This is a genomic window from Hydrogenophilus thermoluteolus (genome assembly GCF_003574215.1).
Taxonomy (GTDB): domain Bacteria; phylum Pseudomonadota; class Gammaproteobacteria; order Burkholderiales; family Rhodocyclaceae; genus Hydrogenophilus; species Hydrogenophilus thermoluteolus.
Window position 1 is genome coordinate 55,440 of the sequence record NZ_AP018558.1, and the last position, 19,509, is coordinate 74,948.

Annotated in this window: 20 protein-coding genes; 6 read left to right on the top strand and 14 right to left on the bottom strand. The window is 60.5% G+C overall.

What is annotated here, in order from left to right:
• Window positions 1-3 precede the first annotated feature (3 nt).
• The 9 genes from HPTL_RS00265 to HPTL_RS00305 form a co-directional block, all read right to left on the bottom strand.
• The gene (locus HPTL_RS00265; protein ID WP_119335997.1) at window positions 4-891 is read right to left on the bottom strand and encodes a branched-chain amino acid ABC transporter permease; all 888 of its coding nucleotides are present in this window, start codon (window positions 889-891) and stop codon (window positions 4-6) included.
• 18 nt (window positions 892-909) lie between these two features.
• Window positions 910-1,641, bottom strand: coding sequence for an ABC transporter ATP-binding protein (locus HPTL_RS00270; protein ID WP_197713711.1), 732 nt, complete (start codon window positions 1,639-1,641; stop codon window positions 910-912).
• Window positions 1,619-2,350, bottom strand: a complete 732-nt coding sequence (locus tag HPTL_RS00275) for an ABC transporter ATP-binding protein (RefSeq protein WP_197713712.1) — start codon at window positions 2,348-2,350, stop codon at window positions 1,619-1,621. Before HPTL_RS00275 ends, HPTL_RS00270 begins: the two co-directional genes overlap by 23 nt.
• Window positions 2,351-2,389: 39 nt before the next feature.
• Entirely contained in the window at window positions 2,390-3,685 is a 1,296-nt protein-coding gene (locus HPTL_RS00280; RefSeq protein ID WP_119334180.1) for an ABC transporter substrate-binding protein, read from the bottom strand.
• Window positions 3,686-3,826: 141 nt separating this feature from the next.
• Complete coding sequence (locus tag HPTL_RS00285; protein ID WP_119334181.1) at window positions 3,827-4,063, bottom strand: phenol hydroxylase subunit; 237 nt, start codon at window positions 4,061-4,063, stop codon at window positions 3,827-3,829.
• A gap of 21 nt (window positions 4,064-4,084) precedes the next feature.
• Window positions 4,085-5,539, bottom strand: a complete 1,455-nt coding sequence (locus tag HPTL_RS00290) for a 2-hydroxymuconic semialdehyde dehydrogenase (RefSeq protein ID WP_119334182.1) — start codon at window positions 5,537-5,539, stop codon at window positions 4,085-4,087.
• Between the two features lie 56 nt (window positions 5,540-5,595).
• Complete coding sequence (locus HPTL_RS00295) at window positions 5,596-6,042, bottom strand: GlcG/HbpS family heme-binding protein (RefSeq protein ID WP_119334183.1); 447 nt, start codon at window positions 6,040-6,042, stop codon at window positions 5,596-5,598.
• A gap of 14 nt (window positions 6,043-6,056) precedes the next feature.
• A complete protein-coding gene (locus tag HPTL_RS00300) occupies window positions 6,057-7,001 on the bottom strand; it encodes a catechol 2,3-dioxygenase (RefSeq protein WP_119334184.1) in 945 nt (314 codons plus the stop codon).
• A 2-nt stretch (window positions 7,002-7,003) separates the two neighbouring features.
• Window positions 7,004-7,378, bottom strand: coding sequence for a 2Fe-2S iron-sulfur cluster-binding protein (locus tag HPTL_RS00305; RefSeq protein ID WP_408610123.1), 375 nt, complete (start codon window positions 7,376-7,378; stop codon window positions 7,004-7,006).
• Window positions 7,379-7,493: 115 nt separating this feature from the next.
• Here HPTL_RS00305 and HPTL_RS00310 point away from each other — a divergent pair, with 115 nt between their 5' ends.
• Complete coding sequence (locus HPTL_RS00310) at window positions 7,494-8,423, top strand: LysR family transcriptional regulator (RefSeq protein WP_119334185.1); 930 nt, start codon at window positions 7,494-7,496, stop codon at window positions 8,421-8,423.
• A 49-nt stretch (window positions 8,424-8,472) separates the two neighbouring features.
• Here HPTL_RS00310 and HPTL_RS00315 read toward each other — a convergent pair whose 3' ends face one another.
• Together HPTL_RS00315 and tyrS are read right to left on the bottom strand one after the other, a co-directional pair.
• Window positions 8,473-9,999, bottom strand: a complete 1,527-nt coding sequence (locus HPTL_RS00315) for a YifB family Mg chelatase-like AAA ATPase (RefSeq protein ID WP_119334186.1) — start codon at window positions 9,997-9,999, stop codon at window positions 8,473-8,475.
• Between the two features lie 11 nt (window positions 10,000-10,010).
• Window positions 10,011-11,297 (bottom strand): tyrosine--tRNA ligase, encoded by a 1,287-nt coding sequence (gene tyrS, locus HPTL_RS00320; protein ID WP_119334187.1) that lies wholly within the window; start codon window positions 11,295-11,297, stop codon window positions 10,011-10,013.
• Between the two features lie 129 nt (window positions 11,298-11,426).
• Here tyrS and HPTL_RS11240 point away from each other — a divergent pair, with 129 nt between their 5' ends.
• The 5 genes from HPTL_RS11240 to HPTL_RS00340 all read left to right on the top strand — a co-directional run bounded on the left by HPTL_RS11240 (window position 11,427) and on the right by HPTL_RS00340 (window position 16,815).
• Complete coding sequence (locus HPTL_RS11240) at window positions 11,427-11,573, top strand: hypothetical protein (protein WP_170141223.1); 147 nt, start codon at window positions 11,427-11,429, stop codon at window positions 11,571-11,573.
• On the top strand, window positions 11,554-12,921 hold the full coding sequence (locus HPTL_RS00325; RefSeq protein WP_119334188.1) for a glycerate kinase type-2 family protein: 1,368 nt from the start codon (window positions 11,554-11,556) through the stop codon (window positions 12,919-12,921). The genes HPTL_RS11240 and HPTL_RS00325 overlap by 20 nt, the downstream gene beginning before the upstream one ends.
• 92 nt (window positions 12,922-13,013) lie before the next feature.
• A complete protein-coding gene (locus HPTL_RS00330) occupies window positions 13,014-13,868 on the top strand; it encodes a sulfite exporter TauE/SafE family protein (protein WP_119334189.1) in 855 nt (284 codons plus the stop codon).
• Between the two features lie 96 nt (window positions 13,869-13,964).
• The gene (locus tag HPTL_RS00335; protein ID WP_119334190.1) at window positions 13,965-14,936 is read left to right on the top strand and encodes an NAD(P)H-dependent flavin oxidoreductase; all 972 of its coding nucleotides are present in this window, start codon (window positions 13,965-13,967) and stop codon (window positions 14,934-14,936) included.
• Window positions 14,937-14,961: 25 nt separating this feature from the next.
• A complete protein-coding gene (locus tag HPTL_RS00340) occupies window positions 14,962-16,815 on the top strand; it encodes an autotransporter domain-containing protein (RefSeq protein WP_119334191.1) in 1,854 nt (617 codons plus the stop codon).
• On the opposite strand, the gene HPTL_RS00345 is transcribed toward HPTL_RS00340, so the two are convergent.
• The 3 genes from HPTL_RS00345 to HPTL_RS00355 are packed head-to-tail and all read right to left on the bottom strand — an operon-like array spanning window position 16,793 to window position 19,442.
• Complete coding sequence (locus HPTL_RS00345) at window positions 16,793-17,635, bottom strand: LamB/YcsF family protein (RefSeq protein WP_119334192.1); 843 nt, start codon at window positions 17,633-17,635, stop codon at window positions 16,793-16,795. The genes HPTL_RS00340 and HPTL_RS00345 overlap by 23 nt on opposite strands.
• A complete protein-coding gene (locus tag HPTL_RS00350) occupies window positions 17,632-18,759 on the bottom strand; it encodes a 5-oxoprolinase subunit C family protein (protein ID WP_119334193.1) in 1,128 nt (375 codons plus the stop codon). The genes HPTL_RS00345 and HPTL_RS00350 overlap by 4 nt, the downstream gene beginning before the upstream one ends.
• On the bottom strand, window positions 18,756-19,442 hold the full coding sequence (locus HPTL_RS00355) for a 5-oxoprolinase subunit B family protein (RefSeq protein WP_119334194.1): 687 nt from the start codon (window positions 19,440-19,442) through the stop codon (window positions 18,756-18,758). The genes HPTL_RS00350 and HPTL_RS00355 overlap by 4 nt, the downstream gene beginning before the upstream one ends.
• Between the last annotated feature and the right edge of the window lie 67 nt (window positions 19,443-19,509).

Genomic DNA, 19,509 nt, shown 5'->3' on the forward strand with positions numbered 1-19,509 from the left:
TGCTTATCTGTCAAGTGTTTTCGGAAACAGTCCGTTGGGGCGGATTATCAGAACAAGCAAAAAAATGAGATGTCCAGCGAGAATTCCCCACCCGGGATTAAGTGCCGCGCCGATCGCTTGTGCTATCCCAAGCAAAATGCCGCCGACCAGTGTCCCCCACAAAGAGCCCAAGCCCCCTATGATCACCGCCACAAAGGCGTAAATGAGCCGCGCAGGACCATCGGTTGGCGCAACCGCCGCGCGCATCAAAAAAAAGATTCCTGCAATCGCCAGCGTAGCGCCAGTAAATCCCATTGCCAGCGCATAGAGGTTTTTGGGGTTCATCCCCATCAATTGCGCAGTTTCAGGGTCATCTGAGACCGATCGAAAGGCACGACCTAGGGGCGTCACACGAAAAAACCATTGCAAGCCCAATATCAGTACGACCGCAGTAAGTGCCGTGACAAGCGGAAGGACGCCAAGTGAAATACCAGGTAACGGTGACCAACTTGCAGTTGCGAATTCGCCCAAATCGATGCGACGAACGTTGGCAGAGAAAATTTCCACCATCGCATTCTGTAATACGATAGAAAAGCCAAAGGTAACCAACAGAGGTGCAAGCAGATCACGACCCAACGTGCGATTCAAAACATATCGTTGCAACAGATAATTGGCAAAGGCAAAAAAGGCCACGATTGCGAAGAAGATAACCACCGTTGCCCACAGCGGTATCCCTGACCGCAGCAACGGTGCTGTGATGGCAGCTGCCGAAAAACCTGCTAAGACGATGAGATCTCCGTGCGCGATATTCACGATGCGCATGATGCCAAACGAGAGTGACAGGCCAGAGGCAAAGAGCGCGTAGAGACAACCCAGTAATAACCCTTGAAGGATGGTATTGATCCATTCGATCATCGCAGGAGGCTCCGGTTACGTTCCAAAATAGGCCTTGACAATCTCATCATGGCCCAGCTGATTGGGGGCACCGTAGAGGGCGACCCTTCCCTCTTGCAGACATATAAGCCAATCGGCTGCATTGATGGCTTGACGAATATCTTGTTCGACCACCAAAATGGTCGTCCCTTGTGCTTTGATTTCAGGAAGATGTTGGTATATTTCGCGGACTACGATTGGGGCCAATCCCAATGAAATTTCGTCACAGAGCAGCAACCGCGGATTCGACATCAACGCGCGCCCTATAGCCACCATTTGTTGCTGTCCTCCAGAGAGTTGGGTAGCAGGCTGATGGCGGCGTTGGGCAAGGATCGGGAATAGGTGGTAGATTTTCTCCAAATCCCAAAATCCAGAGCGATGGCAGTAGGCGCCAACCAGTAAGTTTTCTTCTACCGTCAAACTGGGAAAAAGGCGCCGCCCTTCTGGCACCATCGCAATGCCCTGTGCCACGATACGAAAAGGAGCTTCACCGCCAATATCCTCACCAGCAAAACGAATGGATTGGTGTGGAGCAGGAAGCAAACCGCTCAAAGTTCGCAAAAGAGTAGTTTTTCCCGCACCATTTGCGCCAATGATTGCAACGGTCTGCCCCTCATACACGGTGAGATTCACACCAAATAGCGCTTGAAAGTCGCCGTAGAATGCGTCAAGATTGCGAACTTCAAGGAGCGGTTGTGACAATACGTCACCGTGCGATTTCATCGACATCGATTCCCACATAGACCGCTTGAACCTCGGAATTGGACATCACCGCTTCCGGGTTTCCATCGGCAATAACACGACCAAAATCGACCGCAATCAATCGATCGACTACCGAAATTAGGGCGTGGACGATATGTTCGATCCATAAAATCGTCACGCCACTGGAACGAATGGTTTGAATGAGTGCCACCAACGCGTGGAGCTCGTGTTCGGTGAGCCCGCCGCCGATCTCATCAAGAAGCAACAGTTGCGGATCGGTAGCGAGTGCGCGCGCCAATTCCAGTCGTTTTCGATCTAAGAGACGCAACGACCCCGCAAGCTCGTTCGCACGATGCAGCAAATCGGTCGCTTCCAGCACCGAGAGCGCTTTTCGGGATGCCTGAGTCTGCGACAGTCCCGCACCAAAAATGGCCGCCACCAGGACATTTTCAAAGACTGTCATACCAGAAAAAGGGTGTGGGATTTGGTAAGTTCTACCAATACCCGCACGACAGCGAAATGAACCGGGTAAGTAGGTGATGTCCAACCCGTTCAGTAAGATACGACCGCTATCGGGCTGGACAGTACCGCTGATCAGATTGAGCAGTGTGGTTTTCCCCGCGCCGTTCGGACCAATAATTCCAACTGCTTGGCCTTTGGGTACGGTGAAACGGACACAGTCAGTGACGATCAGCGCGCCGTAACGCTTGGTTACGGCGTCGACTTCTAACAGCATGTTTGATTCCATTGTGTGGTACGAACTCAGCAACGTCTGTTATGTGATCGGTAGCAATTCGCCACCAATCGGAATCATGGGAGCAATCCCATTTTCGACAATCACAAGCTCAAACCCTTGACCACGTTTTTGCCACTGACCACCTACCAAAGGCGTTTTACTGATATTGGGTACCGGTCCGGTTTGAAAATTGACGGGACCAACCAAGGTTTCGAGGTTTGTGGTGCGGATGGCGTCACGCAGTGCTTCGCGACTATTGCCGCCAGCTCGAACAAACGCGTCCAATGCCACTTCGAAAAGCGAATACTTGAAACCGAGAGGCATCGACCATTGCCGACCCGTGGCTTGGGTATAGGCAGCAGCAATTTCCGCTGAGCTTTGACCGGTCAGGCTTGACTTGAACGGGTGCTGCGGAGACCACCACACTTCGACCGAAAGCCCATTGGCGCGATCGCCAAACGCTTTCACAGCAGCTGGAAATTCCGTTGCTTTGGCGACGGTTACGATTTTGGGATGAAATCCCTGCTGTGCAGCTTGCGCCCAAAAGTTGCCGAAATCTGGGGGCGGTACGACCCCTGTGACAATTTCTACCCCACGATTTTTGAACTCAATGATTTGGGAAGCAAAATTATCTGCCGGTAGCGGAAAGCGACCCGTATCGACAAAAGTCAATTTTTTCTTTTCTGCTACCGCGGGAAAGCCCAATTTGGGATCGGCCCAAGCATTGCCGTCGGGATCGTTCGGCCACAATGCACCAACGACGCGGTTAGTGGGTAGCTTGTCCCAAATCCCGGTAAAGACAGCGATGATGTCCTCTAGTCCCCAGAAGAAGTGGTAGGTCCATTCAAAGCCCTTTTTGGGGTCACCCCCGCGGCCAAAAAAGTGAGGTTGCCAAGGCGTGTCGTTGGTGATACACGGAACTCCGTTGAGTTCGCAGGTATCAGCTACGGGGTTGGTGGTTTCCGGTGTTGAAGCAGCTAAAACGAGATCCACCCCATCTTTGTAGATCAGTTCGTTGGTGACCTCTGCAGCGCGGCTGGAATTAGATTGTGAGTCTTTAACGATGATCTCTACTGACCATTTTTTACCACCTGCTTGGATTCCATTGGCAAGATATGACCGAATGGCGCCAAGCACGAATGCGTCAGGTTCGGTGAAGACCGATAACGGACCGGTTTGCGGGCTGACCAAACCAATTTTGAGCGTGTTGGCAGCGTGAACCCAAGGGGCATGCGCAGCCGCAAGGCTGGTGGCCGTCAGTTTTCCCAACGTTTTGAGGGCTTTTCTACGCGAAATCGACTGCGGTTCGTTAGCAGTTGTCTTAGTTAGTGTCATAATTTTCTCCTCCACGATGAAAACTTTTGATAGATTGCTGATTACTTAGCGACGTGAGCATAAGTAAGCCGAAGTGGCTTGATGTTTACCGTCTTGAGGTCGATGGACATGGATAACTCCTCTTGGCTATGGAAAAATCGACTAGCTTCTTCTGTTGGGGAGTAACTGATGGGGGTCGTGTACTTCGACCTTTTGTTTTTCGCAAAACTCATCGAACGCTTCAGGGCGAAGCATCAGTTCGACAGTGAGTTCTTTTGCCCCGATCGTGAATTCGAACTCGACGAAACCCAAGCGGTTGATGCCGGTGACCCGCGCCCATTTGCGGTTAGGGTCAAAGGGTTCCGGCGTTTTTGCCCAATAAGACACCTTGGGTTTCATGATCGCTCTCCTGAATCGGTTTTACAATTTAATGCAGATGTTCTTGAGTTCCGTGTAGAACTCAAGGGAGTGCACTCCCCCTTCTCGACCTATGCCCGACCGTTTTGCGCCACCAAACGGGGTACGAAGATCACGCAGGAACCAGCTATTGACCCAGCAGATGCCCACTTCCAGTTTTTGCGCGACCCGGTGAGCACGGCTCAAGTTGGTGGTCCAAACTGCCGCGGCAAGGCCATAGTCGCTGTCGTTGGCACGCGCGATCACTTCCTCTTCACTGTCAAATGGGGCGATATGACAGCAGGGCCCAAAAATCTCTTCGCGCATCACCCGAGCCGTATCGGGCAATCCGGTCCAGATGGTTGGTTGAATCCAAGAGCCGCCCGCCAGTTCTTTTGGCATTTCGGGAATCCCCCCGCCGGTGACCACCGTGGCGCCTTCTTCGACAGCGAGTCGGTAGTAGGAAAGGACTTTTTCCCGATGTTCTTGGCTGATGAGCGGCCCCATATTCGTAGCGGGATCATCGGGGCGACCGAGTTGTAGCCCTTCCGCGCCGCGTTTGAGTGCTTCGACAAAACGATCGAAGATGGGACGTTCGACATAGACCCGTTCGGTGCCCAGACACACTTGACCACAATTGGCGAAAACCGAACGCATAGTCCCTTCAATAGCAGCATCGAAATCGCAATCGGCGAAGACGATTGCTGCATTCTTTCCACCCATCTCTAGACTGACGGGGCGCGCTCCTTGCGCGGCTGCTTTCATGATGATTTCACCCGTGCGGGTTTCACCGGTGAAGGTGATTGCATTGACGCCTGGGTGAGTCGTGACGAATTCGCCCGCGGAATCGGGACCAAAGCCATGAACGACGTTATAGACGCCAGGAGGAATACCCGCTTCGTTCATGATTTCGCCCAAAAGGGCAGCGGTTTGTGGGGTTTCCTCACTGGGTTTGACAACGACCGTATTGCCACATGCCAGCGCTGGACCTACTTTCCAGGTCATGAGCAGCAGAGGCAGGTTCCAGGGGCAGATCACACCGACAACCCCAACTGGGGTGCGGTAGCTGTAGTTGATTGCACCCCGTCCGTCAGGCGTAGCCATTTCGAAGAATTCGGTGGGGACATTCTTGATGATGTCTGCGAAGATGCGGAAATTGGCTGCGCCGCGAGGGATATCGACGTGACGGGCAAGGCTGAACGGTTTTCCAGTGTCTTCACATTCTGCGACTAGGAATTCGTCAAACCGCTTTTCGATTCCAGCAGCAACAGCGTAAAGGCGCTCAACCCGTTCGGCCACCGTCATCTTGCCCCATGGCCCTTCCAGTGCAGCCCGTGCGGCGCGCACCGCAGCATCGACTTGCTCACGGCTGGCTTCGTGTACCTGTGCCACGATTTCACCGGTCACAGGGCTGCGGTCAGGAAAGGTTCGATTTGACGGTTGGTAGGTACCGTTGATGAAATTCAAAATCTGTTTCATAGACATCTTTACTCAGTCTCAGTTAAAAAGGAATGGGAAAATCCTTTTTCACTTTCTCAATCGGGAATAGTGAATCCTACGGCTGCAAGGCCTGCTGCCGCACAAGCTTCGTCTTCTTCTGCAGAGCCGCCTGAGACGCCGATCCCTCCAACAACTGCGCCGTCTTGGCAGATCGGTAATCCCCCGCCGAAGACGATCAACCTTGGGCGCTGCGGAATGCCGAGCCGTAGCGCTTCGTCGTCACGAATCAGGTCGAAGAGCTTACGCGTGGGGAGACCAAAACCGGCTGCGGTGTATGCCTTGTCGATAGCGATCTCAATCGAATGCAAGAAAGCACCATGCATTCGGCGAAACGCCAATAAAGTTCCAGTGGCATCGCAAACGGCGACGTTGATCCGTATCCCCAAATTCCGTGCGTGCGCTACCGCGGCGGCGCACGCCGCTGCGGCAGCTTCGTCGCTGATTTGGGGGACGGTGACCGTTGTCTCTTTCTGCATGGTCATCGCCCCGCTTCGCCTTAGGTATAGACTTCGGTGAAGCTCGAAACGAGCTCCCCAGTGTGGTAAAAGATGCCGCTGCCTAGGTGCTCTTCGGTCCAGGTAACAACGGGCCGATCGGGTTGGGCAAGGTAACCGAGCCCAGCGAACGTTTCGTTGCGGTTGCCGCTGGGATCAAAGAAGTAGATGGTTTCCCCCCGCGTGATGCCATGCCGCGTTGGCGCCACGTCGATCTTCACTTTGTTCTTTGCCATCACGTCGGCCGCTTTGAGGATATCGTTCCATCCGTCGAGGAAGAACGCAATGTGGTGGAGCCCCATGCGCGGTCCGCCAACAAAGGCGATATCGTGCGGCGTTGTGGTACGTGCCAACCAGGTGGCCGCCTGAATCGAACCGTTCGGTCCGACCACAACTTGTTCGGTCAGGAAAAAGCCGAGCACTTCTGTGGCAAATTTGGTGTTTTCCGCGACTTTATTGACTCCGGTTTCGGGGTTGAGCTCACACATCAAAAGGCAATGATCCAACCAGTGAGCCCCGGCGCCGCGAATATCGTCCGGCCACGGGTCAGGGTTGATGTTGCCGACATCAGTGCCCACGCACTCTTTGAACGCGTAGAGACGCATTTCGTGGCCGCTTGGGAGGTTGAATTGCAACATGCGGCCAGTGGAGGGCAACGTCCCTTCGGGGAGCATTGTCGTGGAGATGCCATAGGCCTCGATCTTTTCTTGGAGCTCGTCGAGATCCTCTTCCCGTTCTACCTTGTAGGCGACATGGTTGAGGCCCGCTCGATCGGAAGGGGTCAGGATGAGGGAGAACTTGTCCCATTCGTCCCAGCATTTGAGGTAGACGTTCCCGTGCTTGTCTTCCATCACCTTTTTCATGCCGAGAACGTTTTCATAGTGGCGCACCGCCGCGGCCATGTCCATGACGCGCAGGCTAGCGTGACCAATACGCAGGATGCCCATTGCTACTCTCCTTTACTTTGGGTGGATAAACGACCTTGACCGTTTGCGGCGGCCAAGGCAAGAAACGGTTTGCTCATTTTTCCAACCACGGTCAGCACAACCGCAGAGCGCGGGGCGACCCGACAGGCCAGGGTGATTCCCTGCGCTTCTTCTTCTTCGGACACATGGGCGCGACTGATCGGGCCGACCACTTCGACCTCCCCTGAGAGGATGCGCACTTTGCAGATCCCACACCCCCCATTGATACACCCGACAGGGATCCCGCGCCGCCCGAGTCGCACCATTCCGCGCAAAAGGTTTTCGTCTTTTGCGCAAAGGTAAGATTCACCCGTGTTGGTGACCTCAACTGAGAAGGTTTGCATTGTCGTTCGATACATAGTAATCCCAGTATAAAAATTACAATTCATACCGTCAAATACTTTTTTTGTTTGTTTTGATACCATGTTTGTATACTGATATGCTATTAGTATTTTTTATTTTTGAGGTGGAGTCATGGACCGCTGGTTGCGAGCGTTGGATGATGGTCGGCGTTTGCGGCTTTTTCTTGCTGTTGCTGAGGAAGGAAATGTTTGCCGTGCTGCGGAGCGGGTTCATATGGCGCAGCCGCCGCTCTCCCGTCAGATTCAGGCATTGGAAGAGGACTTGGGCGTTAAGCTCTTCAAACGAACTGCCCGAGGGATGGAAATTACCGAGGCGGGGCGCGTGTTGGTTGATGAAGTGCGTCACCTTCTGGGGCTGGCCGAGCAGGCCGCAGAGCGCACCCGGTCAGCCGCGGCCGGTGAGTTGGGTCGGCTGGATGTGGGGCTCTTCGGTTCTGGCATTTTGGATGTGATACCGAGGATTCTTACCCAATTTCATCGTCGTTTCCCAAAAGTACGGATTGCGCTGCACAACCTTACCAAAGCGGAGCAGTTGCAGTGGCTACGCGATCGCCGACTTACCGTTGGGTTCAACCGCTATGTGCCGGACGAGCCCGATATCGAAGTGGAGAAAATTTACGAAGAGCCGTTGATGGTGGCGCTTCCCGCTACGCACCCTCTGGTTGACCAAGAGGTGATTACGGTCGAGATGTTAGCGGAGGAGCCGATGATTCTCTACCCCAACCTTCCGCTCCACGGGCTGGCACAAGAGATTCGCTTGGTTTTTCAAAGTGATGGAGTGACGATTCGCGTCGAGCAAGAGGTGGAGGATTTCTTGACCGCAGTGGCGTTGGTATCGGTTGGCTTTGGGGTGACGATTACGACACGCTCCGCTGCCAATCTCAATTTACCCAATGTGGTGTACCGTTCCTTCCGTTCGCAACGGCTGTCGACATTGGAGTTGTGTTGTCTGTGGCGTAGAGACGACCACTCACCAGTTTTAACGGCATTTCTGAATATCGCGCGGGATGCTTGCCAGTGGAAAGAGGAATCCGTGTTGTAGGGGTTGCCGGAAACGTCGTCGTTTTAGCGCGTGGTGTCGTTTCAGCGCTTCAACCCCACGGCAAACGGCGCAGTTGCACCGCTTCGGCAAGATGCGCCCCGCCGATTCGTTCACACCCCGCCAGATCGGCGATGGTACGTGCCACTTTACGGATACGGTGGTGGGCGCGGGCAGAGAGTTGGAGCCGCTCTGCGGCTTTCACAAGGAGCTCTTCGGCCGCAGGTTCCAACGGGGCAAAGCGGTCGAGTTCGGCGGGGGAGAGCGCGGCGTTCGGTTTGCCTTGTCGCCGCTGTTGGCGGGCGCGGGCGTCGCGAACGCGCGCGGCCACCACGGCGCTTGTTTCGCCCGGAGGGGCGTGGGCAAGCGTTTCGGCGGAGAGGCGGGGCGCTTCGACCATGAGGTCGATGCGGTCAAGGAGCGGCCCGGAGAGTCGCGCGCGGTAGCGCTCGATTTGCGCAGGGGTGCAGCGGCAGCGGTCCGACGGGTCGCCCAGGTAACCACATGGACATGGGTTCATTGCTGCGACGAGCTGAAAGCGCGCGGGGAAAGTGACCCGTTGCCGCAGCCGCGCGACGGTGATTTCGCCCGTTTCGAGCGGTTCGCGCAGTGCTTCGAGCACGGTACGGGAAAATTCCGGGAGTTCGTCGAGAAAGAGGACGCCGTGGTGGGCGAGCGCGATTTCGCCCGGAAGGATCCTGCCTGCTGCGCCGCCACCGACGATCGCCGGAAGGGACGCCGAATGGTGCGGGGCGCGAAACGGGCGTTGCCGCCAGGCGCTGGGGTCGAATGGCGCCAAGAGCGAATGGATCGCTGCGGTTTCCAGCGCTTCGGCTTCGTCAAGCGGCGGTAGCAGCGTGGGCAGGCGCGCGGCAAGCATCGATTTGCCGGCGCCAGGCGGGCCGAAAAGGAGCAGCGAATGGCCCCCGGCCGCAGCGATTTCGAGCGCCCGCTTCGCGGCTGCTTGTCCTTTGACGTCGCTGAGGTCGAGCGAAGCGGCAGAGAATGCAGTATCACCGGGTGCAGCGGTGGCGGGTGCGAACGCCTCCGGCCAGCCCGAAGGTTGCCGACCGTCGAGCCAGGCGTGGGCGTCCTGGAGGTCGCGCACCGGGTAACAGACCAAGTCGCCGACGAGCTGCGCTTCGGCCCAGTTCGCAACGGGAAGGATGAGCGCACGGCCTGCCTGTTTGGCGGCAAGCGCGGTGGGCAGCACCCCAGCCACGGGGCGGACCGAGCCGTCGAGCCCGAGTTCGCCGATGATTTCGCACTGGGCAAGCGCTTTGCCAGCGGCGATTTGGCCGCTGGCGGCAAGGAGCCCGAGCGCGATGGGGAGGTCGAAGCGGCTGCCGCTCTTGGGAAGGTCGGCCGGTGCGAGATTCACGGTGATGCGGCGCACCGGAAATTCGTATCCGGCACTGGTAAGCGCCGCCCGGACGCGGTCGCGCGCCTCTTTCACTTCGGCATCAGGCAGTCCCACGAGCGAAAAGCTCGGCAGGCCATTGGCCAAGTGCGCTTCGATCACCACTTCGGGCGCTGTGACACCCAGTGCGGCGCGGGTGCGAACCGAAGCCAGTGCCACAGCCTTTCCCGTCACTGTGTTGCAGCGGTGTCCCAGACGACGAGCGCGTGCTGTTTTTTGCCGCGCGACAGGATCGTGTACCGTCCAAAGCGGCGCGCGTCGCTCTCAAGCAGCGCACTCAGGTCGTTGACCTTGGCGCCGTTTACCGCAACCGCATTGCTTTGGATGAAGGTGCGCGCTTCGCTCTTCGAGCGGGCAAGCTGTGCGGCGACCAGCGCGTCGATGAGCGGGGTGGGTTGTGCCGGAAGACGAACCGACGGCATGCCGTCGAGCGCGAGTTGTGCGTAATCCGTTTCGGTAAGCGCCGCCAGGTCACCAGAGAAGAGCGCTTGGGTGATGCGCTGCGCCGCAGCGAGTGCTTCCGGCCCATGGACGAGGCGCGTGACCTCTTCAGCCAAGATCCGCTGCGCCTCTGGTTTGCCGTCACGCGCGCGGTCGGCCGCTTCGATCGCTTCGATCTCCGCAACCGGCAGAAAGGTGAAGTAGCGCAGGAATTTGTAGACGTCGGCATCGGCCGTGTTGAGCCAGAACTGGTAGAACTGATAGGGAGAGGTTTTGCTTGGGTCGAGCCAGACGGCGCCCGATTCGGTTTTGCCGAATTTGGTGCCGTCCGCCTTGGTGACGAGCGGCAGCGTCAACCCGAACGCCTCAGTGCGGAAGTAGCGGCGGATGAGGTCGATCCCGGCGGTGATGTTGCCCCACTGGTCAGAGCCGCCCAATTGCAGCCGACAGCCGTGCCGACGGTAGAGTTCGGCAAAGTCGTAGGCTTGGAGCAGCATGTAGGAAAATTCGGTAAACGAGATGCCCACTTCGTCGCGTTCGATGCGGGCGGCAACCGCCTCTTTTTTGATCATCGCGTTCACGGAGAAGTGTTTGCCGACGTCGCGCAAAAAAGTGAGCACGTTCATTTCGCCGAACCAGTCGTGGTTGTTGGCGATGATCGCAGCGTTGGCGCCGTCGAACTCCAGGAACGGTTCGAGTTGGCGACGAATCTTAGCCGACCATTCGAGGACGGTGTCCAACGTATTGAGTTTGCGCTCTTGCGCTTTGAAACTGGGGTCCCCGATCATCCCGGTGGCGCCACCGACGAGCGCAACCGGCTTGTGCCCTGCCAGTTGGAAACGGCGCAGCGCCAAAACCGGCACCAGATGGCCCAGATGGAGGCTGTCCGCAGTGGGGTCGAAGCCGCAGTAGAGCGTGATCGGACCGTTGGTGAGCGCTTCGGCGAGCGCTTCCGGATGGGTGCATTGGGCGATGAGGCCGCGTGCGGCGAGGTCGTCGAGTAGGTTCGTGGTCATCGTCGTTGCCGTTGCACGAAATGGGACTGCCGGGATTATAACGTCTGGGGCGCGAAGGGGGCCGCAAGATTCCGCGTGGTGTAGCCGCACCGCAAGGGTTGGCGGTCTGGGGGTGATTAGCGGTATAGAATGGCACCCGTAGGGTGGTGGGGTAGCGTCGATGCGTATCGCACCGCACGGGGCGTGACGCCGGTGATCGAACCCGGGGTGGTGTTCAGCAAAACCACACGGTGGATCGTTGGATGGGAGGTGGCCGATGGCGGAACGGGGCAGTGACCGATCGGTCGCGCCGCAAAAGGATGAGGCGGTTCGCGCGCAGCTGCGTGCCCTTTTCGCTGCGGCGGTGGCGCGGGCGCAACCCGAACAGGTGATGCCGGAATGGGTGGCGCAGTTGATCGCTGAAGCGCCGCGTGGCCGGACGATCGTCGTCGGTGCCGGAAAAGCGAGCGCAGCGATGGCCGCGGCGCTCGCGGCGCAATGGCCAGAGGCGTTGCCCCTTTCCGGCGTGGTGGTGACCCGATACGGCCATCTGCCGCCAGCGTGCGCGCACGGCGCGACACCGTGCGGACGCATCCGACTTCTCGAAGCGGCCCACCCGACCCCCGATGCGGCAGGGTGCCATGCCGCGCAAATGGTGCTCGACGCGGTGGCCGAAGCGGGCCCGGACGATCGTGTGGTCTGTCTCCTCTCTGGCGGGGGTTCGGCGTTGTTGCCGCTTCCACAAGCGGGAGTGTCCCTTGCCACATTGCAGTCGATCACCGCGCAGTTGTTGGCCTGCGGCGCGACGATTGCCGAAATCAACTGCGTGCGCAAACACCTGTCGCGGATCCAAGGCGGACGGTTGGCGCTTGCCGCAGCACCGGCACCGGTGGTGACGTTGGCGATCAGCGACGTGCCGGGGGACGACCCTGCGGTGATCGCAAGCGGCCCCACGGTCCCTGACCCCACGACCTGCGCGGAAGCGTTGGCGGTGCTCGAACGCTATGCGATCGCAGTGCCTGACGCAGTCCGTACCGCGCTCGCTGAGGGGCGCTGGGAGACCCCGAAACCGGACCATCCCCACTTTGCCCGTTGTCGTTATCACCTCATCGCAACGCCATGGGAGAGCCTCGCCGCAGCGGCCAACGCGGCGCGCCGTTTCGGTTTCGCTCCCCATATCCTGAGCGACGCGATCGAAGGAGAGAGCCAGACGGTGGCGCAGTGGCACGCCGCGCTCGCCCGCGCGGTGGTGTGCCACGGTGAGCCGTTTTGCGCGCCGTGTGTGCTCCTCTCTGGCGGGGAGACGACAGTAACATTGCCGCGAAAACCTGCTGACCCGCTCCTTCCGGCACGGGGTGGGCGCAACAGTGAATTTCTGCTGGCGCTGGCGTTGGCGCTGGACGGAGCAGCGCATGTCTGGGCGATCGCGGGGGATACCGACGGGATCGACGGCAGCGAAGAGAACGCCGGGGCGCTCGTCACCCCGACCACCCTGGCGCGCGCTCGTGCGTTGGGGTTGGATGCGCGGCGTTACCTGGTGGCTCACGACGCGTACGAGTTCTTTGCGGCGCTGGGCGACTTGGTGGTGACCGGGCCGACGCGGACCAACGTCAACGATTTCCGGGCGCTCATCATCGTGCGATAAAACCCAGGTCGATAACGGAATAACCGAAAACGGGTGTTTTCCGTACCGCATGCCCGGTACATTTGAAAGCAGACAGGTACGGGCAAAACGGTATGGAATGGGCTCTGGTTGCAGGCGGCGCGCTCGTTGGCTTCATCGTCGGGTTGACCGGCGTCGGAGGCGGTTCGTTGATGACGCCGCTCTTGATCTACGGGTTTGGTGTATCGCCTCACCTTGCGGTCGGAACCGACCTTCTGTTTGCGGCGATCACCAAATCGGGGGGTGCGCTTTCCTTTGCAAAGCATCGCATGGTGCCGTGGCGAATCGTCGTTCCGCTCACCGTCGGCGGCCTGGCAGGGGTCGGTGTGATGTTGGTGTTCCTGAAAACCGTAGGGCCGGCGAGCGAACACGTTCACCGCCTGATGCAGCACACGTTGGGGGTGATGTTGCTGCTCACCGCAGCGGCAACCCTCTACAAAGTGGTGAAGAGCGGGGGCGTGGTGACGCCATCGCCAAGCGCCGCATTGGACAACCGTGCCACTCCTGCCGCGGCGCATGGTCGCGTCAATTCTGGCAGCGCAGCGCACACGGTGCGCGATCGCGAACAGCCACGTTGGGCGGCGGGACCCTGGTTGATGGGCGCGGTGATCGGCGCGTTGGTCACGCTCACCTCGGTTGGGGCTGGTGCGGTGGGTATGGCGATCCTGATGGTGCTCTATCCGCATGTGCCGTTGCCCCGGCTGGTCGCTGCGGACGTCACCTACGCCGTGCCGCTGACGCTGGCGGCGGGGTTGGGGCACGCTGCGCTCGGCACCGTCGATTGGGCGATGCTGGGTTGGTTGTTGTTGGGTTCGCTTCCAGGTATCTGGGTCGGGAGTCACCTGGTCCGTGTCGTCCCACAACGCTGGGTACGCTCCGTTTTGTCGCTGCTGTTGGGCGGCATCGGTGCGAAGCTGCTGCTAGCGTAGCGATTCGCGGTAGCGAACAAGTCAAACAAACGTTTGACTTGTTCATCTCCTTGCGCTATCCTTGATCTGTTTTTTCGACACGCCAAGGAGAACCCTATGCCGATTCCAGCAGCTTTCCAAGGTCGTTTTCGGGTGCCGGTGATCGCCGCGCCGATGTTTCTCGTCTCGGGCCCCGAATTGGTGATCGCGGCGTGCAAGGCGGGGGTTGCTGGCACCTTCCCGTCGCTCAATGCGCGCCCGGTGGCGCAACTGGAAGCGTGGCTCGATTGCATCACGCGGGAACTCGCCGAAGCAGCCGCGCAGCACCCGGAACAACCGGTTGCCCCGTTCGGGGTAAACCTGATTCTGCACCATTCGAACACGCGGTTGGCCGAAGATCTGGCGCTCATCGAGCGCTTCAAGGTGCCATTCGTGATCACCAGCCTGGGCAATCCTCGGGAAGCCGCCGAGCGGATCCATGCGTATGGCGGGTTGGTCTTTGCCGACGTGATCCATGCCTACCACGCGAAGAAGGCGATCGAAGCGGGGGTCGATGGGATCATCGCGGTGTGCGCGGGCGCGGGCGGCCACGCGGGTACTCAGAGCCCGTTCGCACTCGCCCGTGAGATTCGCGAATTTTGGGACGGCACGCTCGTTCTCGCCGGGGCGATTTCCGATGGGTACAGCGTGCGCGCCGCTGAAGTGTTGGGTGCCGATTTCGCCTACATGGGGACGCGCTTCATTGCAACTAAGGAATCGATGGCCAGCCCTGGGTACAAGGAGATGGTGACGCGCTGCACGGCATCCGACGTGGTCTATACCGACGCGGTTTCGGGTACCAACGCGAACTTCCTTTGGCCGAGCCTCGAAGCCGCGGGATTCAAGCGCGAAGAACTCGCGATCAACTTCGGTAAAGGGAAACTGAAGGCGATCGGTGACGAAGCGAAAGCGTGGCGGGACATCTGGAGTGCCGGGCACGGCGTTTCGGTGATCCACGACGTTCCGACCGTAGCTGAATTGGTCGCGCGGCTCGAAACCGAATATCGGCAAGCGGCGGCGTTGCCGGTGAGCGCCGCAGTGCGCGGGTGATTTTTTTGGGTGTGAGGAGACGACGATGAAAAACAGGAAACGGCAAATCGGGATCGCGGTGGCGTCGGCGCTCGCGATCTTTTCGGGTGGTGTCCATGCCCAGGCGGTGGTTTTCGGGGACAGCCTGAGTGATGCGGGCACGTACGCGCTGATTCCGGGGGTTGGCCGCTTCACGACCAATCCGGGGCCGGTCTGGAGCGAACGCATCGTGCAGGGCTTGGTCGGTACGGTCGGCCCCGCACAATTGTGGGCCGGAAGTGGCGCATTCGTACCGAACCCGTACGGTGGCGACATCTGGGCACAGGGTGGGGCGCGGGTGACGCAGCTGCCCGGGGTGCAACCCACGCCGCCCACGGAAGACGCCAAACCGTTGGCGACTCAAATCCAGGAGTACCTGACGGCCAATGGCGGCACCGCAAACCCGAAAACGACCTATTTCCTTTGGGGCGGCGCGAACGACATCTTCTGGCAAACCGGCTACAGCGGCAATGCGCCGGCCGTGATGCAGACAGAGATCCAGAGCGCGGCGCAGCAGATGGGGGCGCTCACCGCGGTATTGCGGCAGGCGGGTGCAACGCGGCAGGTAGTGCTCACCGTGCCGGATATTGGGGCTACGCCGTTCGGTCTGTCGCAGCCGTCGGCTGCGCGTGCTGGGTTGAGCGGCTTGACGACGCTCTATAACCTGACGCTCAATAGCACCGTGAGCGCATTGGGTGAACAAGGCGTCCTGCTTCTTGACGCCGATGGGCTCTTCAAAGAGGTGGTGGCAAACCCTGCGGCATTTGGCTTCACCGTAGGCAATACGGGGGTGGCGTGCGTGACGACTACGTCGCTCGTCTGTTCCAGTGCCACGCTGGTCGCACCCGACGCGTCCACGACCTATCTCTTCGCCGATGGGGTTCATCCGACGAGCGGGGGACACGAACTGATCGCCGATTTCGTCACGCAGGCGCTCACGGCGCCCTACTTCGTCGCTGCCGTGGCCGACCATGTGGCGTCGGCGGCAAACGCCCAATGGCGGCTCGTCACGACGCGGACATTGTCCGGTTTCGCTGCAGGGGCGCAGGGTTGGTGGGCGACCGTTTCGGGTGAACGCATCACCACCGACGCCACCGCGACGCAAGCGAAGCGGCGTGCGACACCAACTCGTGTCGACGTCGGTTTCGACGGCGAATGGGGCGACGGCTGGTGGGGTGGCGTCACCGTCGGGTTCGTTCACGATTCCCTCAAAGTGACCGCTTTGGGCAACGCCGATGGCAACGGCGCCTCCCTTGCGGCGTATCTGGGCAAACGGTGGGGCGCGCGCTATGCCACCCTCACCGCAGGGATGACCGGAATTTCCTATGACCTCGAACGGGAGATGACGCTGCGCACGCTTGCGCGCACCGAGCGCGGCTCGACCAGCGGAAGCGTACGTCAAGTCCGTTTCGAGGTCGGGCAATGGTTCGGCGAATCGGCACGATTGCATGGACCGTTCGCGGCACTGGGCTGGCGCTGGGTCCATCTGGGGGGTTACAGCGAGACGAGCGGTTCCGCGACGGCGCTGCGCTTCGCGGCGCAGGATTTCGATCAAAGGGTCGGTCAGATCGGCTATCAATGGCGGATGCACAGCGCGCCCAACCTGGTGTGGCAGGGTCGGCTGGCGGTCGAGAAGGCGTTTCAGGATAGCCGCCGCACCGTGACCCATGGCGCGGTGGGTTGGGCTGGGGCGTTCCCGACCGAAGTAGGGAGCGACAACGGCGTGCAGGTGACCGCTGACCTTGGCGTGCAGTGGAACCTGGCGTCGCAGCAGCAGCTTCGGCTGGGGCTCTTTGCCACCGCGGGACAGAACGATCAACGCGCCGCGGGCCTTTCGCTCAACTGGCAAAAGGCGTTCTGACCGGGTCGAACAACGCAGGAAGTGGCGCAAGCGCGACGCCCTGCTCCTGTAACGTCGCGGCCAGCGCTTGCGCGATCGCCACCGCTTCCGGGGTGTCGCCGTGCACGCAGATCGAGTGGATCGGTGCCGGGAGGACTTCCCCCGTGGCGGTGACAATGCCGCCTGCTTCGAGCATCGTTTGGACGTGACGAAGCACCGCGTCGGGGTCATGAAGCACCGCACCCGGTTCACTGCGGGGCACCAGTGTGCCGTCGGCCGTGTAGGCGCGGTCGGCGAAGATTTCGTGGGCGACGGGAAGCGCGGCGTCGTGACCCGCAGCGGCAAGCGCTGAGTGTGGTGGAGCGAGCAGGATCAAGGCCCGAGCGTCTTGCCAGGGGATGCCGTGGCCGCTGCCCGCCAGTGCCCGGCTTGCGGTCGCTACGGCGCGGACGATCGCGCGTGCGGTGACGGGATCGCGCCAGGCGCGGTTGTAAAGCGCGCCGTGGGGTTTGACGTGGGTCAGCGTCACCCCTTCGCTGGCGGCGAGCGTGGCCAACGCGCCGATTTGGTAGAGAAGGAGCGCTTCGAGCTCGTCAGGCGGAATCGCCATCTCGCGGCGGCCAAAGCCGAGGAGGTCCGGGTAGCTTGGGTGCGCACCGACACTCACCCGTGCGGCGCGAGCCAATGCCAGCGTCTTGCGCGCGGTGAGGGGGTCCCCCCCGTGAAAACCGCAGGCGAGACTCGCACTTTGTACGAGTGCGAGCATCGCGGCGTCGTTGCCCATCGACCAGGCGCCGTACGATTCGCCCAAATCAGCGTTGAGATTGAGGGTAAGGGTCATACGAAATCCTCCCATGTGGCGTCCCAGACGCCGCTCACCAGGTTTTCGTGCCACAGCCGATGCGGATCGGGGTCACCGCTTGCGCCGATGAGCGCTGCGAGGTCTGGTGTGGCACTCGCTGCGGAACGGGCGTGGGCCAGCGCGTGCTGCTGGAAGCGGCGCCAGCGCGCGGAGAACGCATGCCAGGCGTCGTCGGGGTCGGTAAGCCAGGCAAAGCGAAGCCGTTCTCCCGGTTGGAGATGGGCCAGGCGCCAGCGGTCGGCTTCGATCACCTGTGCGATTTTGGGATAGCCGCCCATCGTCTGGGCGTCGTTGAGGAGAACGATCGGCTGGCCAGCAGGCGGCACCTGCACCGCGCCGGGCCAGAGCGGTTCAGAACGGATCTCTGGTGGTGTCGCGACCAGCTTAGGGCCTTCGAGACGTGCGCCCATGCGGTCGCTCGCGAGCGTCACCTGCCAGAGTGCGCTGACCCAAGCGGCGCGCGCGTCGTCAGCGAACGCGGACCATTGGGCGCCGGGTAGGCTACGGATCGGTTCGGTACTGGCCAATGGCCAAGGAAGGGGTAGGAACGCAGCGCGCGGCGGTTGGGTGGGTGGCGTCACGGGGATCCGATCACCCGCGGCAAGCGGTCGCCCCTGCCAACCGCCAAAACGGGCACGCAGCTCCGTGCTCGTGCTGCCCAGGCATTCGGGGATGGCCAGCGTCCCTGTGCCGACGACGGCGGTTCGACCTTCGAGGATTCGCTCCACGGTGACGGTTTCGCCGGGAGCGAGTACCCAACTGAGCGCTCCCTGCACTGCCAGCGGCGTGTCGTCGATGCGTAAGCGGACGTTGCCCGCGACGACGACGGGGAAGGGCGCTCCTTCGGCGGTGAAGGCAAAGCCACCGAAGTGGTGCTCGATGAGCGGAAAGGTGAGTGGCGGGCCGAGCGGTGGCGGCGGGGTCAGCGCGGCCAAAGGGCGGCCGCTCGCATGGAAAAGGGCAGCGAGCGCCAAACGGTAGAGCCAGGGGTCGAGCATGCCAGCGCGCGGCACACCCCACTGGCGGGCGTGAAACCGCCCGTCGTCTTGGATCGTCGCAAAACACCCTGGGTCTAGGATTCGTAACGCAGCGGCTGTGCTCATCGCGATTCCTCTCGCAGCACGAAGCGCACACGATCGCCGGGCCGAAGCCGGGCCGGAGGCATCGCCGTCGGGTCGAAGAGGGTGACCGGGGTGCGACCGATCAGGTGCCAGCCGCCCGGACTCTCCCACGGGTAGATGCACGCCATGCGTTGCGCGATCGCGACCGACCCGGCGGGCACTTTGAGGCGCGGATTGGCACGCCGCGGCAGCGCGAGCGTTTCGGGTAACCCTTCCAGGAACGGGAAACCGGGCAGAAATCCCACGGCCGCAACGGTGAACGTACAGGCGAGAAACGTGTCGAGAACCGCTTCTGGGGTGCGCCCCAGCGCTTCCGCGACCGTTGCGAGGTCGGGCGCCGTTTCGGGGGTAACGATGAGCGGGAGCTCATGGGTACGGGAATGGGGTGAAGGCGTCGAGGGATCTGAATCGGGGGCAGCGGCGGCAAGACGCGCACTGCGCGCTTTTGCGCCAACGGCGGCAAGTGCTGCCGAAAGTACCGATTCGTCCGGGCAGCCCCAGAGCGCGATTGCGTCGAACCCGACCACCGCCTCAGCTGCGGGGTAACCGCGTGCGGTCAGTTCGGTAACGAGCGCATCGGCAAGCTGGGCCGCACTGTGCCGGTCGATCTGGTCGAGCGGGATGCGCCATTGCGTTTCGCTGAGGCGTTGGGGGGTTACTGTCATCGCTGTACGTCGGGGGCAGGGGGGGTGGTGGTCGCGGCGCGGGCAGCCTGATCGTAACGCCCAGACA

Coding starts and splice junctions, on each gene's coding strand:
- HPTL_RS00270 (WP_197713711.1), bottom strand. CDS start 1,641: ATGTCGATGAAATCGCACGGTGACGTATTGTCACAACCGCTCCTTGAA.
- HPTL_RS00275 (WP_197713712.1), bottom strand. CDS start 2,350: ATGCTGTTAGAAGTCGACGCCGTAACCAAGCGTTACGGCGCGCTGATC.
- HPTL_RS00280 (WP_119334180.1), bottom strand. CDS start 3,685: ATGACACTAACTAAGACAACTGCTAACGAACCGCAGTCGATTTCGCGT.
- HPTL_RS00285 (WP_119334181.1), bottom strand. CDS start 4,063: ATGAAACCCAAGGTGTCTTATTGGGCAAAAACGCCGGAACCCTTTGAC.
- HPTL_RS00290 (WP_119334182.1), bottom strand. CDS start 5,539: ATGAAACAGATTTTGAATTTCATCAACGGTACCTACCAACCGTCAAAT.
- HPTL_RS00295 (WP_119334183.1), bottom strand. CDS start 6,042: ATGACCATGCAGAAAGAGACAACGGTCACCGTCCCCCAAATCAGCGAC.
- HPTL_RS00300 (WP_119334184.1), bottom strand. CDS start 7,001: ATGGGCATCCTGCGTATTGGTCACGCTAGCCTGCGCGTCATGGACATG.
- HPTL_RS00305 (WP_408610123.1), bottom strand. CDS start 7,378: ATGTATCGAACGACAATGCAAACCTTCTCAGTTGAGGTCACCAACACG.
- HPTL_RS00310 (WP_119334185.1), top strand. CDS start 7,494: ATGGACCGCTGGTTGCGAGCGTTGGATGATGGTCGGCGTTTGCGGCTT.
- tyrS (WP_119334187.1), bottom strand. CDS start 11,297: ATGACCACGAACCTACTCGACGACCTCGCCGCACGCGGCCTCATCGCC.
- HPTL_RS11240 (WP_170141223.1), top strand. CDS start 11,427: ATGGCACCCGTAGGGTGGTGGGGTAGCGTCGATGCGTATCGCACCGCA.
- HPTL_RS00325 (WP_119334188.1), top strand. CDS start 11,554: ATGGCGGAACGGGGCAGTGACCGATCGGTCGCGCCGCAAAAGGATGAG.
- HPTL_RS00330 (WP_119334189.1), top strand. CDS start 13,014: ATGGAATGGGCTCTGGTTGCAGGCGGCGCGCTCGTTGGCTTCATCGTC.
- HPTL_RS00335 (WP_119334190.1), top strand. CDS start 13,965: ATGCCGATTCCAGCAGCTTTCCAAGGTCGTTTTCGGGTGCCGGTGATC.
- HPTL_RS00340 (WP_119334191.1), top strand. CDS start 14,962: ATGAAAAACAGGAAACGGCAAATCGGGATCGCGGTGGCGTCGGCGCTC.
- HPTL_RS00345 (WP_119334192.1), bottom strand. CDS start 17,635: ATGACCCTTACCCTCAATCTCAACGCTGATTTGGGCGAATCGTACGGC.
- HPTL_RS00350 (WP_119334193.1), bottom strand. CDS start 18,759: ATGAGCACAGCCGCTGCGTTACGAATCCTAGACCCAGGGTGTTTTGCG.
- HPTL_RS00355 (WP_119334194.1), bottom strand. CDS start 19,442: ATGACAGTAACCCCCCAACGCCTCAGCGAAACGCAATGGCGCATCCCG.